General features: G+C 73.0%; 23 protein-coding genes. 11 read left to right on the forward strand and 12 right to left on the reverse strand.

What is annotated here, in order from left to right; translation table 11 throughout:
* Nucleotides 1–7: 7 nt before the first annotated feature.
* Nucleotides 8–541, reverse strand: a complete 534-nt coding sequence (locus ABZ809_RS04315; RefSeq protein WP_357560961.1) for a DUF4190 domain-containing protein — start codon at nucleotides 539–541, stop codon at nucleotides 8–10.
* 122 nt (nucleotides 542–663) lie between these two features.
* On the opposite strand from ABZ809_RS04315, the gene ABZ809_RS04320 reads away from it, so the two are divergent.
* Nucleotides 664–1569 (forward strand): SDR family NAD(P)-dependent oxidoreductase, encoded by a 906-nt coding sequence (locus ABZ809_RS04320; protein WP_357560962.1) that lies wholly within the window; start codon nucleotides 664–666, stop codon nucleotides 1567–1569.
* Between the two features lie 16 nt (nucleotides 1570–1585).
* Here ABZ809_RS04320 and ABZ809_RS04325 read toward each other — a convergent pair whose 3' ends face one another.
* A complete protein-coding gene (locus tag ABZ809_RS04325; RefSeq protein WP_357560963.1) occupies nucleotides 1586–2161 on the reverse strand; it encodes a DUF4190 domain-containing protein in 576 nt (191 codons plus the stop codon).
* A gap of 174 nt (nucleotides 2162–2335) precedes the next feature.
* On the opposite strand from ABZ809_RS04325, the gene ABZ809_RS04330 reads away from it, so the two are divergent.
* The gene (locus ABZ809_RS04330; protein WP_357560964.1) at nucleotides 2336–3532 is read left to right on the forward strand and encodes an acyl-CoA dehydrogenase family protein; all 1197 of its coding nucleotides are present in this window, start codon (nucleotides 2336–2338) and stop codon (nucleotides 3530–3532) included.
* Between the two features lie 27 nt (nucleotides 3533–3559).
* On the opposite strand, the gene ABZ809_RS04335 is transcribed toward ABZ809_RS04330, so the two are convergent.
* From ABZ809_RS04335 to ABZ809_RS04350, 4 genes are all read right to left on the reverse strand, one after another.
* Nucleotides 3560–4330: a hypothetical protein gene (locus ABZ809_RS04335; RefSeq protein ID WP_357560965.1), complete on the reverse strand. Its 771-nt coding sequence runs from the start codon at nucleotides 4328–4330 to the stop codon at nucleotides 3560–3562.
* Between the two features lie 105 nt (nucleotides 4331–4435).
* The gene (locus ABZ809_RS04340) at nucleotides 4436–4843 is read right to left on the reverse strand and encodes a CoA-binding protein (protein ID WP_357560966.1); all 408 of its coding nucleotides are present in this window, start codon (nucleotides 4841–4843) and stop codon (nucleotides 4436–4438) included.
* Nucleotides 4844–4865: 22 nt separating this feature from the next.
* On the reverse strand, nucleotides 4866–5594 hold the full coding sequence (locus ABZ809_RS04345; protein WP_357560967.1) for a hypothetical protein: 729 nt from the start codon (nucleotides 5592–5594) through the stop codon (nucleotides 4866–4868).
* A gap of 23 nt (nucleotides 5595–5617) precedes the next feature.
* A complete protein-coding gene (locus tag ABZ809_RS04350; RefSeq protein WP_357561436.1) occupies nucleotides 5618–6664 on the reverse strand; it encodes an Rv2578c family radical SAM protein in 1047 nt (348 codons plus the stop codon).
* A 101-nt stretch (nucleotides 6665–6765) separates the two neighbouring features.
* Here ABZ809_RS04350 and ABZ809_RS04355 point away from each other — a divergent pair, with 101 nt between their 5' ends.
* Nucleotides 6766–7185, forward strand: a complete 420-nt coding sequence (locus ABZ809_RS04355; RefSeq protein WP_357560968.1) for a DUF393 domain-containing protein — start codon at nucleotides 6766–6768, stop codon at nucleotides 7183–7185.
* Here ABZ809_RS04355 and ABZ809_RS04360 read toward each other — a convergent pair.
* The 4 genes from ABZ809_RS04360 to ABZ809_RS04375 form a co-directional block, all read right to left on the reverse strand.
* Complete coding sequence (locus tag ABZ809_RS04360; RefSeq protein WP_357560969.1) at nucleotides 7149–8054, reverse strand: HTTM domain-containing protein; 906 nt, start codon at nucleotides 8052–8054, stop codon at nucleotides 7149–7151. The two genes, ABZ809_RS04355 and ABZ809_RS04360, sit on opposite strands and share 37 nt — an antisense overlap.
* A complete protein-coding gene (locus ABZ809_RS04365) occupies nucleotides 8051–8491 on the reverse strand; it encodes a hypothetical protein (protein WP_357560970.1) in 441 nt (146 codons plus the stop codon). Before ABZ809_RS04365 ends, ABZ809_RS04360 begins: the two co-directional genes overlap by 4 nt.
* Nucleotides 8492–8646: 155 nt before the next feature.
* The gene (locus tag ABZ809_RS04370; RefSeq protein WP_357560971.1) at nucleotides 8647–9510 is read right to left on the reverse strand and encodes a putative RNA methyltransferase; all 864 of its coding nucleotides are present in this window, start codon (nucleotides 9508–9510) and stop codon (nucleotides 8647–8649) included.
* Between the two features lie 77 nt (nucleotides 9511–9587).
* On the reverse strand, nucleotides 9588–10052 hold the full coding sequence (locus ABZ809_RS04375; RefSeq protein ID WP_357560972.1) for a MarR family transcriptional regulator: 465 nt from the start codon (nucleotides 10050–10052) through the stop codon (nucleotides 9588–9590).
* Between the two features lie 59 nt (nucleotides 10053–10111).
* Here ABZ809_RS04375 and ABZ809_RS04380 point away from each other — a divergent pair, with 59 nt between their 5' ends.
* From ABZ809_RS04380 to ABZ809_RS04395, 4 genes are all read left to right on the forward strand, one after another.
* Entirely contained in the window at nucleotides 10112–10741 is a 630-nt protein-coding gene (locus ABZ809_RS04380; RefSeq protein ID WP_357560973.1) for a hypothetical protein, read from the forward strand.
* Nucleotides 10729–11298: an NAD(P)H-dependent oxidoreductase gene (locus tag ABZ809_RS04385; protein WP_357560974.1), complete on the forward strand. Its 570-nt coding sequence runs from the start codon at nucleotides 10729–10731 to the stop codon at nucleotides 11296–11298. The genes ABZ809_RS04380 and ABZ809_RS04385 overlap by 13 nt, the downstream gene beginning before the upstream one ends.
* Nucleotides 11295–11708 carry a PPOX class F420-dependent oxidoreductase gene (locus ABZ809_RS04390; protein ID WP_357560975.1) on the forward strand — a complete coding sequence of 138 codons (414 nt, stop codon included), beginning with the start codon at nucleotides 11295–11297 and terminating at the stop codon, nucleotides 11706–11708. Before ABZ809_RS04385 ends, ABZ809_RS04390 begins: the two co-directional genes overlap by 4 nt.
* A 62-nt stretch (nucleotides 11709–11770) precedes the next feature.
* Complete coding sequence (locus ABZ809_RS04395; protein ID WP_357560976.1) at nucleotides 11771–12850, forward strand: adenosine deaminase; 1080 nt, start codon at nucleotides 11771–11773, stop codon at nucleotides 12848–12850.
* Between the two features lie 19 nt (nucleotides 12851–12869).
* Here the strand turns inward: ABZ809_RS04395 and ABZ809_RS04400 are convergent, their stop codons facing one another.
* On the reverse strand, nucleotides 12870–13475 hold the full coding sequence (locus ABZ809_RS04400; RefSeq protein WP_357560977.1) for an ATP-binding protein: 606 nt from the start codon (nucleotides 13473–13475) through the stop codon (nucleotides 12870–12872).
* A gap of 193 nt (nucleotides 13476–13668) precedes the next feature.
* On the opposite strand from ABZ809_RS04400, the gene ABZ809_RS04405 reads away from it, so the two are divergent.
* The 4 genes from ABZ809_RS04405 to ABZ809_RS04420 all read left to right on the forward strand — a co-directional run bounded on the left by ABZ809_RS04405 (nucleotide 13669) and on the right by ABZ809_RS04420 (nucleotide 18696).
* Complete coding sequence (locus ABZ809_RS04405; protein WP_357560978.1) at nucleotides 13669–17226, forward strand: nitrate- and nitrite sensing domain-containing protein; 3558 nt, start codon at nucleotides 13669–13671, stop codon at nucleotides 17224–17226.
* Nucleotides 17223–17627: a roadblock/LC7 domain-containing protein gene (locus ABZ809_RS04410; protein WP_007455462.1), complete on the forward strand. Its 405-nt coding sequence runs from the start codon at nucleotides 17223–17225 to the stop codon at nucleotides 17625–17627. Before ABZ809_RS04405 ends, ABZ809_RS04410 begins: the two co-directional genes overlap by 4 nt.
* A 96-nt stretch (nucleotides 17628–17723) precedes the next feature.
* Nucleotides 17724–18101 (forward strand): DUF742 domain-containing protein, encoded by a 378-nt coding sequence (locus ABZ809_RS04415; protein ID WP_357561437.1) that lies wholly within the window; start codon nucleotides 17724–17726, stop codon nucleotides 18099–18101.
* 1 nt (nucleotide 18102) lies between these two features.
* On the forward strand, nucleotides 18103–18696 hold the full coding sequence (locus ABZ809_RS04420) for an ATP/GTP-binding protein (protein WP_091083299.1): 594 nt from the start codon (nucleotides 18103–18105) through the stop codon (nucleotides 18694–18696).
* Nucleotides 18697–18792: 96 nt separating this feature from the next.
* Here the strand turns inward: ABZ809_RS04420 and ABZ809_RS04425 are convergent, their stop codons facing one another.
* Nucleotides 18793–20016: an ABC transporter substrate-binding protein gene (locus ABZ809_RS04425; protein ID WP_357560979.1), complete on the reverse strand. Its 1224-nt coding sequence runs from the start codon at nucleotides 20014–20016 to the stop codon at nucleotides 18793–18795.
* Nucleotides 20017–20138 lie beyond the last annotated feature (122 nt).

Genomic DNA, 20138 nt, shown 5'->3' on the forward strand with positions numbered 1-20138 from the left:
GAACGGGTCAGTAGCTGGAGCTGCTCGTATCGGACTGGGTGATCGCGAAGATGATGGCCCCCACGTAGCAGATCATCACCAGCGCGTACAGGCCGGTGACGATCCAGCCGACGATGATGCCGGCCTTCGCCATGCCCTCGCCGCCCTCGCCGGTCTCCCGGATCTGCTTCTGCGCGACGTGGCCGAGGATCGCGCCGATCGGCGCGGTGATGCAGGATCCGATGCCGACCAGGGCGAGCACCAGGGCGGCGATGGCCATGCCGTTGGTCTTCTGCACGGGCGGGTAGCCGTATCCCGGGTAGGCCTGCGGCGGGTAGCCGACGGGCTGGCCGGGCGGTTGTTTCATCCCGGCGTACGGGTCGGCGACCGCGTACGGGTCCGGTACCGCGTACGGGTCGGCAGGCGCGTACGGGTCGGCGCCGGCGGGCTGGGTGGGGATGGGCTGACCACTCACCGGGAGGGCGGGGTCGGCGGGTGGGCTCGACTGCTGGCCCGACCACGCGGGGTCGTTCCAGCCGCCGGAGGGCGGGGGATACGTCATGTCGTCTACTCCACTACGTGCGGGGTGCGCCCGTCAGGGTAGTCAGCCCTGCGCAAACCCCGGGGGGCCGCCACCGGGTGTGCCGCGTTGCCCGGGCCCCGGGAAGCGGGCAGGATCCTGGCATGGTGATTGACGCGCGAGCCGCGGACCGCTCCGGCAGTCGACCGAGACGGGACGCGAGCCGCCCCGGCCTGGCCCGGCGCACCCGCGTCGCCGCACCGGCGGGTGCCGCCGGCATCGACGAGCCGGCGCCGCTGCCGGACCCGGTGACCATGCGCCTCGACGGAAAGGTCGCCCTGGTCACAGGGGCGGGCAGCCCGGACGGCATCGGGTACGCGACGGCCCGCCGGCTGGCCGACCTCGGCGCCCGGGTGGCCATCGTCTCCACCACCCGGCGCATCCACGAGCGGGCCGGCGAGCTGGGCGTGACCGGATTCGTCGCCGACCTCACCGACGAGGCGGAGGTCGGCGCGCTCGCCGACGCGGTCGCCGAGCAACTCGGCGACGTGGAGGTGCTGGTCAACAACGCCGGGCTGACCAGCCGGGCCAACCCGGAGGTGCTGCGCCCGGTCGCCCAGCTCACCTACGACGAGTGGCGCGGCGAGATCGACCGGAACCTCACCACCGCGTTCCTGTGCAGCCGGGCCTTCATCGGCGGCATGGCCGAGCGGGGCTGGGGCCGGATCGTCAACCTGGCGGCCACCGCCGGCCCGGTGAACGCCCTGCCGACCGAGGCCGCCTACGCGGCGGCCAAGGCGGGCGTGGTCGGGCTGACCCGGGCACTGGCGATGGAGATGATCGCCGACGGGGTGACCGTCAACGCGGTCGCGCCGGGCACCATCCACACCGCGGCCTCCACGGTGGCGGAGATCAGGCAGGGCCTGGGCACCCCGGTGGGTCGCCCCGGCACGCCGGACGAGGTGGCCGCCGCCATCACCTTTCTCTGCTCGCCGGCCGCCTCGTACATCACCGGGCAAATGCTGGTGGTCGACGGCGGCAACAGCGTCCGCGAGGCGCAGTTCCGGTGACGCCGGGGCGGGGCGGTCAGTAGCTGGGGCCGCTGTTGCCGGCGATGGCGACCAGCGCGATCCAGCCGCAGCAGGCGAGCACGCCGAGCCCGGTGAACACGTAGCTGAGGATGAGGCCCCAGGTGGCGAGCTGGTCGCCCTCCTCGCCCGAGGTGCGGAGCTGCCGCTTGGCCAGGTGTCCCAGGACGATGCCGGCCGGGGCGAAGACGAACGCGAAGACCAGCGAGAGGATGGCCAGCACGTTCGTCCCGCCGGGGCGGTGCCCGGACGGCGGGCCGTACTGCCCGTAGGGCACCTGCGGGGTGTACGGCGGCTGGTGCCCCCACTGCTGCCCGGGTGACGGCTCCCCGGGCCGCTCGTAACTGGGCTGCTCGTAACTGGGCTGCTCGTAAGACGGCTCGTAGTGGGGCGGGCCGTACGACGGCTGCTCCTGGGCGGGCTGTCCGTACGACGGCTGCTCGTGACCGGGCTGCCCGTACGACGGCGGCTCCGGTGGCGGCTCGGGCCGCGACGGGTCGTGGCCCGGCGGGGGCTCCCAGGGCGACGGCGACCGGTCCGGATCGGGCGGGCCCGGCGACGGTGGCTGGCTCACGGTCTCCTCCTGCCGGTGACGGCTCACGTCCCTCTTGCCGGACGCTACCCGCAGCGGTGAACCTTTTCACAGCGGTTGTGTGGACTGGTCACCTTGGCCTCGACCGCGCTGCGGCCAATACTGACGAAGCGTTCAGTTACCCATGAGTAAGGCGCCGACGACCCGGAGGCTGAGATGGCCAGACTCGCCCAGACGCCCGGCCTGACCGATGTGCAGCGGTCGATCCTGGAAACCGTCCGGGAGTTCGCCGACAAGGAGATCATTCCGCACGCGCAGCGGCTGGAGCACGCCGACGAGTACCCGAGCGACATCCTCGACGGGATGCGCGAGATGGGCCTCTTCGGCCTCACCATCGACGAGCAGTACGGCGGCCTCGGCGAGTCCCTGCTGACCTACGCGCTGGTCGTCGAGGAGCTGTCCCGGGGCTGGATGTCGATCTCGGGGATCGTCAACACCCACTTCATCGTGGCCTATCTCGTCTCCCAGCACGGCTCCGCCGAGCAGAAAACCCGGCTGCTGCCGAGAATGGCCACCGGCGAGGTGCGCGGCGCCTTCTCAATGTCCGAGCCCGAGTGCGGCTCCGACGTCTCGGCGATCAAGTCGAGGGCCGTCCGCGACGGCGACCGGTTCGTGCTCAACGGCCAGAAGATGTGGCTGACCAACGGGGCGTACTCCTCGGTGGTGGCGACCCTGGTCAAGACCGACACCGGCGCCGACTCCGTCTACGGCAACATGAGCACCTTCCTGCTCGAGAAGGAGCCCGGCTTCGGCGAGACCGCGCCCGGCCTGACCATCCCCGGCAAGATCGACAAGATGGGCTACAAGGGCGTCGAGACCACCGAGATGGTGCTCGACGGGGTCACCGTCGACGAGTCCGCCGTCCTCGGCGGCGCGGAGAAGGTCGGGCGTGGCTTCTACCAGATGATGGACGGCATCGAGGTCGGCCGGGTCAACGTGGCCGCCCGCGCCTGCGGCATCTCCATCCGCGCGTTCGAGCTTGCCGTCGCGTACGCCCAGCAGCGCCGCACCTTCGGCCAACCGCTCGCCAAGCACCAGGCCATCGCCTTCAAGCTCGCCGAGATGGGCACCAAGATCGAGGCCGCCCACTCGCTCATGGTCAACGCCGCCCGCCTCAAGGACGCCGGCCAGCGCAACGACGTCGAGGCCGGCATGGCCAAGCTGCTCGCCTCCGAGTACTGCGCCGAGGTCGTCCAGGAGTCGTTCCGCATCCACGGCGGCTACGGCTACTCCAAGGAGTACGAGATCGAGCGGCTGATGCGCGAGGCCCCGTTCCTGCTCATCGGCGAGGGCACCTCGGAGATCCAGAAGACGATCATCTCCCGCGGCCTCCTCAAGCAGTACAAGCTCTGACGTTAGGAAGGGCACCTTCCTGACGCCTCAGGTAGAGGAAGGGGCCCTTCCTAACTCCGTCGGGTCGGCGCCGGCGGCGGGTTCCGGTGCGGTCACCGGCCCCACCGCCAGCGCCTGCGGCCGTTCCCGGTACGCCTCGATCGCGGCGGCCAGGCGCTGCTCCGGCACCGCCACGTCCCGGCCGCCGACCACCGGCGCAGGCTCCAGCGACCGCCGCACCCGCAGCCGCAGCCGCACCCCGGCGAGCCGGCCGTCCTCCCGGTGCGGGCTCACCCGGTCGATGTTGGACCAGTCGTACCGCCGGCGGCCGTGCCGGATCCCGCTCGCCGTCAGCGCCAACCGCCCGGTGAACCGCACGCCGGAATAGACCACGAGGCCGCCCGCCGCCGCCAACCCGACCAGGAGCGCCAGCCGTACGAGCCGGGCCCACTGCGGGTCGGCGGGCAGCAGCATCGTCGCCACCAGCGTCACCACCGCCGCCCACGCCAGCTTGACGACGAGGTCGACCCAACCGGCCAGGGACCGCCGAGCGACCAGACCTGGCTCCGCCCCGTCCACGCCGGCCACCCGTTCCCGCCAGACCAGCCGGGCGTCCTGCCGTGGGCGCCACCGTCGCAGCAGCACGGTCAGACCGACGAAGAGCCAGAAGACACAGACGTCGGGCTCGAACCGGGGAACCCGGGCCAGTGCCGCGGCCATCAGCACCGTCACCACCGCGGCCACCGTCGCGGCCAGCAGCCGGCGGGACCAGAGCCCGTCGTCGCGCTTCGGCAGCCGGCCGGACAGGCGGAAAGACACGACCGCAGGGTACGAGCCGTCAACAACTGCGGGCCCGACCAACCGCCCGGCCGACTCGTGCACCGGGCGGGACTGACCGCCGTGCCGGGACGTCCCTGAGTCCGGTCAGCCCAGTCGGGTCAGGCCGGCGGCGGCGCGTTCGACGATCAGGCAACGGTCCTCGACGTAGTCGACGCCCGCCTCCGTGGCGATCCGCCGCGCCTCGGGCGAGACGATGCCGAGCTGCAACCAGACCGCCGGAGCGCCGATCGCCACCGCCTCGCGTACCACCTCGACCGCGTCCTGCGCCGGCCGGAACACGTCGACCAGGTCGACCGGGTGCGGGATGTCGGCCAGCGACCGGTAGACCCGTTCGCCGAAGAGTTCGTCGGCGGTCGGGTTGACCGGGATGATCCGCCAGCCGTACCGCTGCATCTGCAACGGCACGCTGTGCGCGGCCTTGCGCGGGTCGCGGGACGCGCCCACGACGGCGATCACGGCGGAGTCGGCGAGGATCTGCTGAGCGGAGCGCACCCGCCGACTCTAACCCCGCCGCTCAGCCGCCGCCCGCGAGCACGTGACGCAGCCGGGCGTGCTCCTCGGGCGTGCCGATCGCCGCGCGGTGCTCCGGGTGGCCGGCGTAGTGCGCGATCGCCCCGGCCAGCAGCTCCGGCGCGACATCCAGCTCGCCGGTCTCGACGCCGACATGGCGGCGCGAGGCAAGCCCTCGTTGCCGGACCAGGTCACGGCTGCGCACCGGCAGCCGCAGGAAGCTTGACTGCCGGGACGGCCCGTCCGCCGCCGCCGGGTCCAGGGCCTCCCACGGTACGGAGGTGTGCAGCAGCGGGTCGCCGGCGGTGATTCCGGCCGGGGTCAGCGCGACTGTCGGCACCCGGCGCCACAGGGCGACCGACAGCAGAACGGCGAGCGGGCCGGTGAGACTCGGGTAGAGCCACCACATCCCGTCCTGTCCCGAGCTGAGCTGGTAGGCCGTCGTGTAGGCGAGGAAGGCGAGCAGGATCCAGCGGTAGCTCACCCGGCCCTGGGGCGGGCCGAAGAAGGCCTGCGCCCGCTCGTCCACCCGCAACTCGGCGGCACCGGGCCGCCCGAAGACACGCATCAGGCTCCACAGCAGCGCGACCAGCGGCAACAGCATGAGCAGGGCGGCCGGACCGTCCGTGCGTCGCGTCCAGCCGGTCGCGACGCCCCAGAGCACTCCGGCGGCCAGCGCGACCGCCACCGCCACCCGCTGTCGGCGCAGCGCCCGATCGATCGTCTCGCGCACGCCAGCAGCGTATCGGCAGCCGTCTACAAGAGAGTGAGCTGCTCGGCGGGCGGAGTGGGGTCCGGGCCGGGTGGGCGGTGCGTGTCGCCGCGCCCGTCCCGGGGCAGCCCGTGCCGGCGGGCCGCGATGCGTACCCGCGCCGTCAGCTCCCGCTGGTAGGACTGCGGGACGTAGGCGCCGGAGCGGTAGAGCTCGCGGTAGCGGGGGACCAGGTGCGGAAACTCGCGGCCGAGCCAGCGCGCGTACCACTCCCGGGCACCGGGCCGCAGGTGCAGCGCCAGTGGCGTCACGCTGGTCGCGCCGGCGTCGGCGATCGCCGCCACGGTGGCCTCGATCGACTCCTCGTCGTCGCTGAGGCCGGGCAGGATCGGCGCCATCAGCACGCTCACGTCGAAGCCGGCGTCGGTCAGCGTCCGTACGGCCTCCAGCCGGCGGCGCGGGCTGGGGGTGCCCGGCTCGACGGCACGCCAGAGCCGCTCGTCGACGAAGCCCACCGAGAAGGCGAGGCCGACCCGGGTGACCTCGGCGGCCTGGCGCAGCAGCGGCAGGTCCCGCAGGATGAGTGTGCCCTTGGTGAGGATCGAGAACGGGTTGGCGAAGTCGCGCAGCGCCGCGATGATCTGCGGCATGAGCTGGTAGCGCCCCTCGGCGCGCTGGTAGCAGTCGACGTTGGTGCCCATCGCGACGGGCGCGCCCCGCCAGCGCGGCGCGGCCAGCTCCCGCCGCACCAGCTCACTGGCGTTGACCTTGACGATCACCTTCCGGTCGAAGTCCGCCCCGGCGTCGAGGTCGAGATAGGTGTGCGTGTTCCTCGCAAAGCAATATTTACAGGCGTGACTGCATCCCCGGTAGGGGTTGATCGTCCACTCGAACGGGACCCGGGACGCGCCGGGCACCTTGTTGATGATCGACTTGGCGTGCACCTCGTAGAACGTCATGCCGGCGAAGCCCGGCGTGTCGAAGGTGCGGGCGACCGCTCCGGGCAGCGCCAGCGGCAGGGGTGGTGTCGCCGGCGCTGCCCGGTCGGGGACACCCTCGTCCGGGGGAGCGGCGAGGTTGTCCCAGCGCATGGCCCTCATTCGAACATGCGTACGAGAAGAATGCAAGCGACCCGCCGTGTTCCCGCCCACCTCGTCGTCCGGAGCCGGATCTGCGGGTGCAGGATGGAGGCATGGAGAGGTCGACGTTCGTCTACGACGGGGACTGTGCGTTCTGCACCCGGTGCGCCGAGTTCATCGACCGGCGCATCCCGACGGCCGTGCGGGTGGTGCCGTGGCAGTTCACCGACCTCGACGCGCTCGGCCTGACCGAGACCGAGTGCGAGGAGGCGGTGCAGTGGGTTGGCGCGGACGGTTCCCGCGCCGCCGGCCCGGACGCGATCGCCAGGCTGCTCCGCGGCAGCGGTCCGCTCTGGCGGGTCGCGGGCACCGGCCTCGCGTTCCCGCCGGTACGCGCCGCCGCCTGGCCCGCGTACCGCTGGGTGGCCCGCAACCGGCACCGGCTTCCCGGCGGTACGGCCGCCTGCTCGCTGCCGCAGGAGGCGCGGGAACGCCTCTACGGGCCGTCCGGTCGCCCGGCCGCCGACGCCTGACCGGCGAGTGCCGGCGCGACGCCGGTGGTCGGCCCGGCGTCCCGCCCCCGACGGGCGAGCCGGCGCGCCCAGACGACCGGTCGCACCCGCTCCAGCGGCAGGAAACTGGTCATCGCGACCAGGTGCGGGGCGAACGAGATCGTGATGGTCGCGATGGTGACCAGGTGGAACGAGTAGAAGAAGCCCACCGTGGCCAGCCGCCAGCGCTCCTTCAGCATGAAGATCACCGGGCTGAGCGCCTCGAAGGCGACGATGCCGAACTGGGCGACGATCAGCAGGTACGGCACCGAGGCGAGCAGGTCGGCCAGCTCGGTGCCGCGCCGGAGGATCGCCCGGGCGAGCACCGAGCCGGTCAGCCAGTCCAGCCCGCCGAAGCGCAGCTTGGCCCAGGCGGCCAGGAAGTACGTGCAGATGACCGCGATCTGGGTGACCCGCAGCGCCCAGCCGCCCGCCTCGGTGCGGGTGGTGTCGCCGTGCCGGGCCCGCCCCGCGGTGGGCAGCACGGCCAGCGCGACGAGCAGGCCGAACCGGTCGTGGTCGACCTTGCCGTAGCTCATCGCGACGATCATCCACTCGAAGTAGAGCGCGAAGACCGCCCAGCCGAGCAGGCGTGGTGCCCGGCCGGTCGCGGCGAGCAGGGCGAGTAGCAGCAGGGCCCAGAAGACGACGGTGACCAGCGTCTGGGTCGGCGTGGGCAGCGGCAGCACCCGGCCGACCAGCAACGGCTGGTAGAGCTCGCCGGGCACCGCCACCCGGGTGCGCACCCAGGGGGTGAAGACGACCAGGTCGGCGGCGACGAAGAGGTAGACCAGCGTCCGGAAGGCGGCCACCCGGCCCCGGGGCACCGCCTCGGTCAACCAGCGGCTCATCGGCCCGCCCGCCAGGCGACCACGGTCTCGTCGGTCCAGCGGCCGGTGGGCCGCCCGTCGCGGATGCCGTGCCAGCGGATGACGATGCGGACCTCGACCAGCTCCGCCGCGCCCGGGTGGCGTTCGGCGTACGCGTCGGCGACCTCGGTGAGCAGTTCGGGGTCGGCGGCGTAGCGGTCCTGCTGGCCCTCGATCTCGGCCCGGCGGATGCCCGTGGCGCGTTCGCCCAGGTCGACGACCGCACCGGTGCTGTCGACGCCCTCGACGCGGGTGTCCGGGGCGGGGGCGTTCGGCGGGTTGGACGTCGAGTACATCCGGAACGGGCCGAACGGGAAGTGGTCGTCGGTGCCCCAGATCGTGCCGGCCAGCAGGACGGCCAGGCCGAGGGCGGTGGCGGCGAGCCGGGCGGCGCGGCCGCGGGTGGTCAAGGTCTCCATCGGGTCGTGACGATACGGGGTGTACCGCCCGTTCCGGGTCCCTCCGACGGCCACACCCTGCTGCCCGGCGGGCCAGCACGGACGCGCGACGACGGCGAGCCCGGGTGTAAGGAAGGGCACCTTCCTAACGCATTGCGTTAGGAAGGTGCCCTTCCTTACACCTGAGCGGGGCGCCAGACGGTCAGCCGCATCGCGACGGTCACCCGGACCGGCTCGGCGAGGGCGGCCACCCGGGCGGCGAGCCCGGCCGGGTCGGTGTGCCAGGCGCTGGGGCCCATCCCGACGAGCGTGGCGACCTCCGGGCCGGTCAGCGCCAGCTCCCGGCGGTGCACCGTGGACGCGGCCGGGGTGAAGTGCCCGCCCAGGCTCTCGGCGACCCGGTCCGCCTTGGCCGGGTCCACCCGCAGCAGGCCGAGGGCGTCGACCAGCTCGGTGAGGTGGTCCTCGGCCGGCGTCACCACCAGCAGGGCCCCGGCCGGGTCGAGGACCCGGTGGAACTCCGCGCCGTTGCGCGGGGCGAAGACGTTCAGCAGCACGGCGGCGGCTCCGTCGGTCAGGGGCAGCCGCTGCCAGGTGTCGGCCAGCGCCGCCGCCGCGCGCGGGTGCGCCCGCGCGGCCCGGCGCAGCGCCGGCTTCGACACGTCCAGGCCGAGCCCCACGGCGTCCGGCAGCGCCGCCAGCACCGCCGCGAGGTGCCGGCCCGTCCCCGCCCCGGCGTCCACCACCAGGGGGTACGCCCCGGCGGCCCGGTCCACGACGGCCGTCGCCGCGGCGGTGAGGGCCGTCGAGATCAGGTCGTAGTGGCCGGCGGCCAGGAAGTCGGCGCGGGCGGCCACCATCTCGGCGGTGTCCCCGGTGTGCGGGGCGCGGCCGGCGAGGAGGTTCACGTAGCCCTGGCGGGCCATGTCGAAGCTGTGCCGGCGCGGGCAACGCAGCGCGCGGGCGCCGCCGGCGTCGACCTCGGTCAGCGGCTGGGCGCACACCGGGCAGCGGAGCCGGTCGACGATGCGGGGGTCCACGTCAGGCGTCCAGGTAGGTCGGCACCGCGCGTACCCGGCGGTGGTCGTCGTCGCGGTCGTGCCCGGGCTTCACCGGCTCATTCTCCGGGTCGGGTCAGGTGGTCGACCACCCGGTGCGTGAACGCGTCGAGCGCGGCGATCTCGTCGGGGGTCAGCAGGTCGATGAGGTTCCGGCGGACCGCCGCCACGTGGCCGGGGGCGGCCCTCTCGATCGCGTGCCGGCCCTCGTCGGTGAGCGTGACGACGGCGCCCCGCCCGTCCGCCGCGCACTCCTCGCGGGCGACCAGGCCGCGCTGCTGCATCCGGGTCAGGTGGTGGGACAGCCGGCTCCGGGACCAGAGCATCCGGTCGGCCAGCTCGCTGAGTCGCAGCCGCTGGTCGGGTGTCTCGGAGAGATCGGAGAGGACGTCGTAGTCGGGCTCGGAGAGCCCCGCGTCCCGCGTCAGCTCGCGGGCCAGCTCCAGGTCGAGCAGGCGGCGCATCCGCCGGTATCCCCGCCAGGCGCTCTGCTCCCGAGCGTCGAGCCAACGTGGCTGTTCCATGCCGTCCATCCTAGGTGTCTGGTTGACATGTCATCAACCTTCGCCCTACGGTAGATGACATGTCAACCAAACTCCCGGGTCGGGTGGTCCGCCTGCTGGCCGGCCTGGCGCTGTTCGGCGTCAGCGTGGCGCTGATGGTCCGCGCCGACCTGGGCCTCGCGTCCTGGGACGTGCTGCACCAGGGCCTCGCCGAGCGGACCGGGCTGCCCCTCGGTCAGGTGGTGAACCTGGTCGCCCTCGCCGTACTGCTGCTTTGGATCCCGCTGCGGCAGCGCCCCGGCCTCGGCACTCTGGCGAACGTGGTGGTGGTCGGCGTCGCGGCCGACGTCACGCTCGCCGTCCTGCCGCCCGTGGCACCGGTCGCTGGTCGGGCCGGGCTGCTGGTCGCCGGCGTCCTGCTCAACGGGCTCGCCACGGCCCTCTACCTCGGGGCGCGCCTCGGGCCCGGGCCGCGCGACGGCCTGATGACCGGGCTGGCCGCCCGCGGCCTGCCGATCGGGCGGGTGCGCACGGCCATCGAGCTGGGCGTCCTCGCCCTGGGCTGGGCGCTCGGCGGCACCGTCGGGCCCGGCACCCTTCTCTTCGCGGTCAGCATCGGCCCGCTGGCCCAGCACCTCATCCCGAAGTTCACCGTGCCGGCCCCGGGCCGGCCCGTCACCACAGGAGCGACACCGCCATGCCCTGCCTGACCGTCATCGTCGCCAGCACCCGGCCCGGCCGGGTGGGCCGCCGGATCGGCGACTGGTTCACCGGGATCGCCACCCGCCACGACACCTTCGACGACGTGCGCCTCGTCGACCTCGCCGAGGTGGGCCTCCCCTTCCACGACGAGCCGCACCACCCGTCCGAGGGGCGCTACCTGCACCGGCACACCCGGGAGTGGAGCGCCACCGTCGCCGCCGGGGATGCCTTCGTCCTCGTCATGCCGGAATACAACTACGGCTTCAGCGCCCCGCTGAAGAACGCCATCGACTACCTCTACACGGAGTGGCAGTACAAGCCGGTCGGGTTCGTCAGCTACGGCATGACCTCCGGCGGCCTGCGTGCGGTCCAGATGATCAAGCAGGTGGTGACCACCCTCAAGATGGCGCCGGCCAACGAGGCGGTGACCGTGTTCCTCCGGGAGTCGCTCGACGGGGCCGGCGAACTGGTGCCGGACCCGGCGCGGGACGCCGCCGCCGAGGTGATGCTCGACGAGCTCGGCCGGCTGGCCGCCGCACTCGCCCCGCTGCGGGTGCCGGCGTGACCGCCCGGCTGTGGGAGCTGTTCGGGGAACGCGGCCGGGGCGTACTGGTCACCCTGCGCCGGGACGGCCGGCCGCAACTGTCCAACCTCGACTTCCTCGCCGAGCCCGGCCTGCTCCGCTTCTCCACCACCGCCGACCGGGCCAAGGTGCGCAACCTGCGCCGCGACCCCCGGGCCAGCCTCCACGTCACCACCGCCGACGGCGGGGCCTACGCGGTCGCGGAGGGGGTGGTCACGCTCACCCCGCCGGCGGCGGCGACCGACGACGCCACCGTGGACGAGCTGGTCGAGGTCTACCGGCGGATCCGTGGCGAGCACCCCGACTGGGCCGACTACCGGGCGGCCATGGTGGCCGACGGCCGGCTGGTGGTCCGGCTCGCCGTCGACCGGGTGTACGGCTGGCGCCCCTGACCGGCGCCACGCCGACCGCCGGCCCCGTCGGCGGACCCGGCGGAGGCGACTAGGGTCTGAGCATGGTCGCGACTATCCGGTACGAGGACATCGTCAAGGTCCCCAAGGCGCTGCTGCACGATCACCTCGACGGCGGGCTGCGTCCGGCGACGATCGTCGAGCTGGCCGCCGAGGTGGGCCACGAGCTGCCGGCCACCGACCCCGAGGCGCTCGGCCGGTGGTTCGTCGAGGCGGCCAACTCCGGTTCCCTGGAGCGCTACCTGGAGACGTTCGCGCACACCGTCGCCGTCATGCAGACCGCGTCGTCGCTGCGGCGGGTGGCCCGTGAGTGTGCCCAGGACCTCGCCGCCGACGGGGTGGTCTACGCCGAGGTGCGGTTCGCCCCCGAGCAGCACCTGGAACGGGACCTGAGCCTGGACGAGGTGGTCGAGGCGGTGCTGGCCGGCTTCGTCGAGGGCAGCGCGCTGGCCGCCGAGGCGGGCCGCCCGATCCGGGTCGGCACCCTGCTCACCGCCATGCGGCACGCCGCCCGGTCGCAGGAGATCGCCGAGCTGGCCGTCCGGCACCGGGACGCCGGGGTGGTCGGCTTCGACATCGCCGGCGCCGAGGCGGGCTTCCCACCCACCCGGCACCTGGACGCCTTCGAGTACCTCCAGCGGGAGAACTTCCACTTCACCATCCACGCCGGCGAGGCGTTCGGCCTGCCGTCGATCTGGCAGGCGATCCAGTGGTGCGGGGCGGACCGCCTCGGTCACGGGGTGCGGATCGTGGACGACATCACCCCCGGCGCGGAGCCGGTCCTCGGCCGGCTGGCGGCGTACGTGCGGGACAAGCGGATCCCGCTGGAGCTCTGCCCGTCCTCGAACGTGCAGACCGGCGCGGCCGCCTCGATCGCCGACCACCCGATCGGGCTGCTGCGGGACCTGCGGTTCCGGGTGACGGTGAACACCGACAACCGGCTGATGAGCGGCACGTCGATGTCCCGGGAGATGACCCTGCTGGTGGACGCCTTCGGCTACGGCTGGAAGGAACTCCAGTGGTTCACGATCAACGCGATGAAGAGCGCCTTCATCCCGTTCGACGAGCGACTGAGGATCATCGACGAGGTGATCAAGCCCGCGTACGGGAAGCTGCTGGGCTGACCGCGGCCTGCGGCCCGGGTCAGGGCCGGTGCGGGTGGCCGGCGAGCAGCCCGGCCACCCGGCGCAACACCTCGCCCGCGCGGGCCGCCTCGGCGCCGAGGCCGGTCTGCCGCCGCAGCACCGCCGGCTCGGCGCGCAGCAGCGCCAGGCCACGGCGCACCAGCACCTGGGGCGCCTTGCGCTGTTCGGCGAGATCGCGGGTCAGGCGGCGGACGAAGGTCGCCCCGCGGGGCCGCCGCAGGGCGTACGCCCCGGCGAGCACCCCCTGTCGGCGGCATTCCTCGACGATCTCAGCGGCAAATATCCCTTCGGCCACGAAAAGTGGCGAACCGGCGACGTCGAATGGCCGGGTGGCCACCTTGCGGTCCTCGCCGATCGCATAAACCGGCACATCGGCCTTGCCCTCTCTGGCCAGCCGGGCAATCGTTTCCACGGCCGCCGCCGCGTCCCAGGAGTGGGGCGACTCCCAGTCCACCGCGCCGTTTTGTCGCGGCAGAGTAGGGTCGTCACCGTCCTTGTAGAAGTCGTCCAGGCAGAGCACCGGGAGACCGGTTCGATGCGCTATGTACGACTTTCCCGAGCCGGAGGGGCCGGCGAGCAGGACAACGCGATGCGGGTGCTTCATTACTCTGAGTGACTCCGGCCAGACGGAAAGCAATCAAATTACATCAACATCTCATCACACCTTCGGCTGCGGCCAACCTGGGCTTTCTCTTTCCAGGGTGGCGTGATGGAATCTCGGATGGTCCGACCCGCTGGGTCGGCCGCTGGGCCTTGCCCAGAGGCAAGGCGGATTCAGGGATCGCGAGGGCGGTGACGTGAGCAAACGGCCAAAGGCGGAGGATTCCCCCCAGTCGCGTACGCGTCGACCGGGCAGTCGGCTCCGTGACATGCCCATCTGGTCCAAGCTCGGTCTCATCATGATCGTGCCGACCATCGCGACGGTCGTCGTCGGCACCAGCGGCCTCGTCGACCACCTGGAGTCCCTCAACAACGCCAACCGGGCCGGCGACCTGGCCAACCTCGTCGGCTACTCGGGCGACCTGGTCGACAACCTGCAGAACGAGCGGACCAATGCGCTGCGCCTGCTCGGGGTGCCCCGCAACCAGGACAACGCCACCTACAAGCAGGCGTACGAGCAGGCCAACGCCCAGGTCGACAAGGCCAAGGTGCCGTACTCCCGGCAGCGGGCCGAGGTCGAGGACCTCCCGGCCAACTTCGACACGCTGCTGGCCGAGGTCGACCAGACCCTGACCGACCTGCCCGGCACCCGTAGCCAGGTCTTCAACGGCAAGCTCGGGCTCGTCCCGGCCATGCAGGCGTACGACGGCCTGATCGACGACCTGATCAGCATCCGTGACTCGGCCACCCAGCTCGCCGGCGACAACGAGCTGAGCGACAAGATGCGCGCGGCGACCGCGACCGCCCGGAACAAGGAGTTCCTGTCCCGCCGTCGGGACGTGGTGCACCGGGCGTTCATCCAGCAGCGGCTCACCCCGAACCTGCGCAACGAGTACATCGCCACCAGCACCGGCTCCAGCCAGTGGTTGCAGAGCTTCCAGGTGGTGGCCAGCCAGTCCGAGCAGGAGCACTACGCCCAGGTGGTCGCCGGCCCCGACCTGCGCGAGGCGAACACCTACAACAGCTGGCTGAACGGCATCACCACCGCCGACAGCCTCGCCGGCGCCCCGTTCGACGCGAACCAGTGGGACGCGGCCATGGTGGCCAACGCCAAGCTGATCCGTACGGTCGAGACGAAGATCGACCGGGACGTCGTCGCGGTGGCGGAGGACCTGCGGTCGGGCGTGCAGCGGCAGGTGTTCCTGGAGACCGGCCTGCTGCTCAGCATGCTGCTCCTGGCGATCCTCTTCGCCTACCTGGTCGCCCGCTCGATGGCCCGGTCCCTGCGTGAGCTGCGTCAGGGTGCCCTCTCCATCGCCCAGTACGGCCTGCCCCAGGCGGTGGCCCGGCTGCGCGATCCCCAGGTCACCGGCCAGCTCTCCCCGGTGCAGCTCGCCAACCAGATCGCCGAGCCGCTGCCGGTGCGCAGCAAGGACGAGTTCGGCCAGGTGACCGAGGCGTTCAACGCGGTCCACCTGGAGGCCGTCCGCACCGCCGCCGAGCAGGCCGCACTGCGCGCCTCCGTCGCGACGATGTTCGTCAACCTGGCCCGCCGGTCGCAGATTCTGGTCGACCGCCTGATCGGTCACCTCGACCGGTTGGAGCGCGGCGAGGAGGACCCGGACCGGCTGGCCGAGCTGTTCCAGCTCGACCACCTCGCGACCCGGATGCGCCGTAACGACGAGAACCTCCTGGTGCTCGCCGGTGCCGACTCCACCCGCGTGCAGCGGGAGCCGGCCGCGCTGATCGACGTGCTCCGGGCGGCCCAGTCCGAGGTCGAGCACTACACCCGCATCGAGTTCGGGGTGATCGACCGGGACATCGAGGTCGCGGCGCACGCCGTCAACGACCTGGTCCACCTGGTCGCCGAGCTGTTCGACAACGCCACCGCGTTCTCGCCGCCGGACTCGCACGTCATGGTGGAGGCCCGGCGCGTCGGCGACCGCGCGTCGCTCTACGTCGAGGACCGGGGCATCGGGATCAGCGCCGAGCAGCTCGGTGAGCTCAACGAGCGCCTCGCCACGCCGCCCCAGGTGGACGTGGCCGTCTCGCGGATGATGGGCCTGGTCGTGGTGGCCCGGCTGGCGTCCCGGCACGGCGTCAAGGTGGAGCTGCGGCCCGGCACCGACCGGGGGACCGTCGCCGAGGTGGTCATGCCCACCTCGGTGCTCGTGCCCCGGGCGCTCTCCGGCCGTACCCAGATGCCGCCCGCGCTGCCGGCCCCGGGCCCGCAGCCGACCCCTCCGGCCCTCGGCGCGCTGCCGGCGCTCGGCGGCGGCCCCGCCAACCCGATGCCGACGCAGCGCCCCGGCGAGTCCGGCAACCAGGTCACCCTGGGCGGCCGGCCCTTCGACCCGGCGTCGCGCAACGGGGCCGGCACGCCGGCCTCGGCCGGCGCGGCGCGGTCGATGCCGGCCTGGTCCGACCTGACCGGCGCCAGCGGGTTCAACGGCGGGGAGGCGTTCAAGCCGCGCCCGTCGGACGGACAGCCGATCGACCCGCTGCCGCAGCGCCGCTCCGCCGACGACCAGGGCACCGAGGGCCAGCAGCAGGGCATCCCGCGGCAGTTGCCCAGCAGCCCCGAGACCCGGCCGCACTCGGCCCCGCCGGTCTCCGCGCCGCCCGTGTCCTACGCGGGCCCGCCGGTGTCCACCCCGCCGAACCCGTACTCCGCGCCGCCGGTGTCCAGCCCGCCGGTCTCGGTGTCCCCGGTCTCCGGGCACCCGTACTCCGGTCCGCCGGTCTCGGCCGCACCGTATTCAGGTCCGCCGGTCTCGGCCGCGCCGTACGCCAGCCCGCCGGTCTCGGCGCCGCCGACCGGCCCGCTGCCGCAGCGTCAGGGCCCCGCCATGCCGGGCCAGGGCACGTCGGCCCCCGCCACCCCGGCGCCGCCGGCCTGGCCGCCGGTCGCCGGGGCGGAGCGGGAGGCGGCACCGCCGCCGGTGCCCGAGCGGCTGGCCGCCGCGCTGGACATGACCACCGAACTGCCGCGGGTGCCGCGTCCCGGCGGGCCGGCCCCGGCCGCCGCCCAGGCGCCCACGCCGGCCGCCCCGCAGGTGCGGCCGACCACCCCGCAGGCCCAGAACCGGCAGCGGTACGCGGACGAGACGATGGAGCTGCCGATCTTCCGGGAGCTGGAGTCGGCCTGGTTCCGTACCCGCCGCCCTGGCCCGGAGGAGGCGGCAGCGGCCGCCGCGAAGACGCCGACCAGCGGTTCGCCGACCCAGCAGTTCGCGCGGGTCGACGCCGCCGGCCGGCCCGTGCAGCCGACACCACCCGGGACGGCAGGTAACACACCGATGGCAGAAGCTCCGACGGCCGGAGGAACGCCGCGCGAGAACGGATCGGCGGTCAGCGGGGGTGCCCTCCCCGGTATCGCCGACAGCTTCGGTCACCGCCGGCCCACGCAACAGCAAGGCGGTTGGCAGACCGCCGCCGACGACGGCTGGCGTGCCGCCTCGGCGGCGACCGAGGTGCCCGTCGCGGCGACCACCTCGGCGGGCCTGCCCAAGCGCACCCCGATGGCGCAGCTGGTCCCCGGTGCGGTGGAGAAGCCCACCACGTCGGTGCAGCGGCGTACGCCGGAGGGCGTCCGAGGCCTCCTCTCGGCATACCACCGGGGTGTGCAGCGGGGGCGTACGAACCCGTCGGACAGCAACCCGACCACCCCGGAGGGGACTCCGGGAGGGCAGCAATCCTCGCAGTCTGGCTCAGGCCCGGTGGCCGGGAGCAGGCAGAAGGAGCATGAACGATGACAACTACGCAGGATCTCGGTTGGCTGCTGGCCAACTTCGCCGACCGGGTACCCGGTGTCGCGCACGCGGTCGCCGTCTCCGCGGACGGGCTGCTCCTCGCGTCGTCACGGGACCTCCCGCGGGACCGGGCGGACCAGCTGGCCGCGATCGCATCCGGCCTGGTCAGCCTCACCCAGGGGGCGGCACGCTGCTTCGAGGGAGGCGCGGTGCTCCAGACAGTGGTGGAGATGGACAATGGCTTCCTGTTCCTGATGTCCATCTCGGACGGCTCGTCCTTCGCGGTGCTCGCGGCGCGCAGCAGCGACGTGGGACAGGTCGGCTACGAGATGGCCCTGCTGGTCGACCGGGTGGGCGACGCCCTGACCCCGCAGCCCCGTGCGGCTGCGGGAATGCTGGGCTGACGATCTGTTGACCCGTGAGGCTCGCGGGGCGACAACGACAACGACGACGGGCTCCATCTGGAGCCGGTGCCGGGTGCGAAGGAGGTGAGCGGCGACATGGCCGATCGTGACGAACCGACCGGAGCATTGGTCCGTCCATACGCCGTTACCCGTGGTCGTACCCGCCCCCGACTCGACATCGCGCTGGAGGCGCTCGTCGAGACGACGGTGCGCGGCCGGGCCGCTGCCAATGGCAACGGCAGCCAGGGCCGCGAGCACCAGTACATCGCCGCGCTGTGTGACGGACGTGTGCAGTCGCTCGCCGAGATCGCGGCGCGGATGCAGCTCCCGCTCGGTGTGGCCCGGGTGCTCATCGCCGACATGGCGACGGACGGCCTGGTCGCGGTCCACGAGCCGACTATCCTGGACGACTCTGACGACGCGGTGGGCACTGAACTGCTGGAGAGGGTGCTGAGTGGACTTCGCAGGCTCTGACATGTCGCACCGCCCGCCGACCCCGAGTGGGCGCGTGACGTCGGCGAAGATCGTTATCGCCGGGGGATTCGGCGTCGGCAAGACGACGCTGGTCGGCTCGGTCTCGGAGATCACGCCGCTGACGACCGAGGCCATCATGACCTCCGCCGGCGTGGGCGTCGACGACACCCGGCAGGTGCCGGGCAAGACGACGACCACGGTGGCGATGGACTTCGGCCGCATCTCGATCGACCGTGACCTGATCCTGTACCTGTTCGGTACGCCGGGCCAGACCCGGTTCTGGTTCATGTGGGACGAGTTGGTCCGCGGCGCGATCGGCGCGGTCGTGCTGGTGGACACCCGCCGGCTGGCCGACTGCTTCGCGGCGATCGACTTCTTCGAGCACCGGCGGCTGCCGTACCTGGTGGCCATCAACTGCTTCGACGGGATGCAGTACCACGACCCGCAGGACGTCCGGGACGCGCTCGCGATTCCCGTTGACGTGCCGGTCGTGGCCTGCGACGCCCGTAACCGGGAGTCGACGAAGCACGTGCTGATCTCGCTGGTCGAGTACGTGCTCACCATGCGGCGCTCGCGCGCCGTGGCGCCGGCCTGATCGACGCGGCGAGCGCCCGGTGGACGGCTTCGGCCGACACCGGGCTCTCGCCGCTGCCCGCGTCACGGCACCGGGCCGCGCCTGCCGGCGCGGGAGTCAGGACACCCGCGTCCAGGCGCCCGCGTTGACGGTGTAGATGCCCAGCGAGCCCTGGTCCATGCCACCGTGCCGGATGGGCGCGAAGGAGTACATCCCCGCCATCCCCTCGGTGACCTGGTTCTGGAGGAAGGCCCGGAGCCGGCCACGGTCGACGCTCGTGGAGAGCCGCGCGGCGTCGGCGATCAACTGCACCGCGTCCGACGCGTACGGGGCGAAGCCGTTGAATCCGCCGTGCAGTTGCACGTAGCGGTAGACGAACTCCTTGCGATCCAGCGCCGACATGGTGGTGTTGGCGAGCATCGCGCCGCCCAGCGAGGTCGGGTGGACGGCGTACACGCCCTCCATGACGGCCGCGTTCCCGCCCTCCAGGGTCTGCTCGGTGACCGCGCCCGCGTCGAGGAACACCGGCCCGTCGTAGCCGGCCCGCCGCAACGCACCGACGACGGCCGCCGAGTCCGGGGCGGTCGCCCACACCACCACCCCGTCGGGGCGGGAGGCGGTCGCCGTCCGTACCGCCCGACGGGGATCCTCGCCGGTGCGCGGCAGTCGGGCGTTGGCCGCCAGCGTCACCCCGGCCGTACGCAGGGCCCCCGTCATCGCCCGGACGCCGGAGTCCCCGTGCAGGCCGTTCGCGGCCAGCAGCGCCACCCGGGACAGCTGCTGCGAGGCGATCAGCCGGGCGAGCCGCCGGGCCATGTCGCCCGCGTCCGGGGTCAACTTGTACACGTACGTCCGCCGCGCCAACGGCAGCACGATCCCGTCGCCGAAGGCGAGCGAGAGGAACGGCACCCGTTCCGTCTGCGCCACCCCGACCATGGCCATCGAGGTCTCGGCCACGGTTCCGCCGAGCAGGGCGTGCACGCCGGCCTCGCGGGCCAGCTCGGTGGCCTGCCGGGCCGCCAGCGCCGGATCACCCGTGTTGTCCCGCACCTCGAGGCGTACGGGGCGGCGGAGGTTGCCGATCGGTACGCCCCTGGTATTGAGCGACTCGAGGGTGATCTCGAGTGCCCGACGTTGGGGCACCCCGAGCGCGGCACTGGGACCGGTCAGCTCCAGGCTGGCCCCGATCAGCAGGCCCTGGCCCTCCGGCGCGACCGTCCCGCCGGGATCGCCCTCGCCGGCGTCCCCCCGTCCGCAGGCGCTCAGCAGGAGCGTGCCCGCCGCCGCGGCCAGCAGGCCACGGCGGGTGAGTGCGGAGGAGCCGGTTGCCGATGTCGCCATGAGTCGCCTTCCCAGCCGGCGACCCCTGCCGCCGGCTGTCCCGCCGGTATGCTTCCGGCCGCCGCGACCCGACGTCAAATTATCCGGGTGTGGGCAGGAACACGCAGGTGGGAGGCGGTTTG

Source organism: Micromonospora sp. NPDC047074 (genome assembly GCF_040643815.1).
GTDB lineage: Bacteria > Actinomycetota > Actinomycetes > Mycobacteriales > Micromonosporaceae > Micromonospora.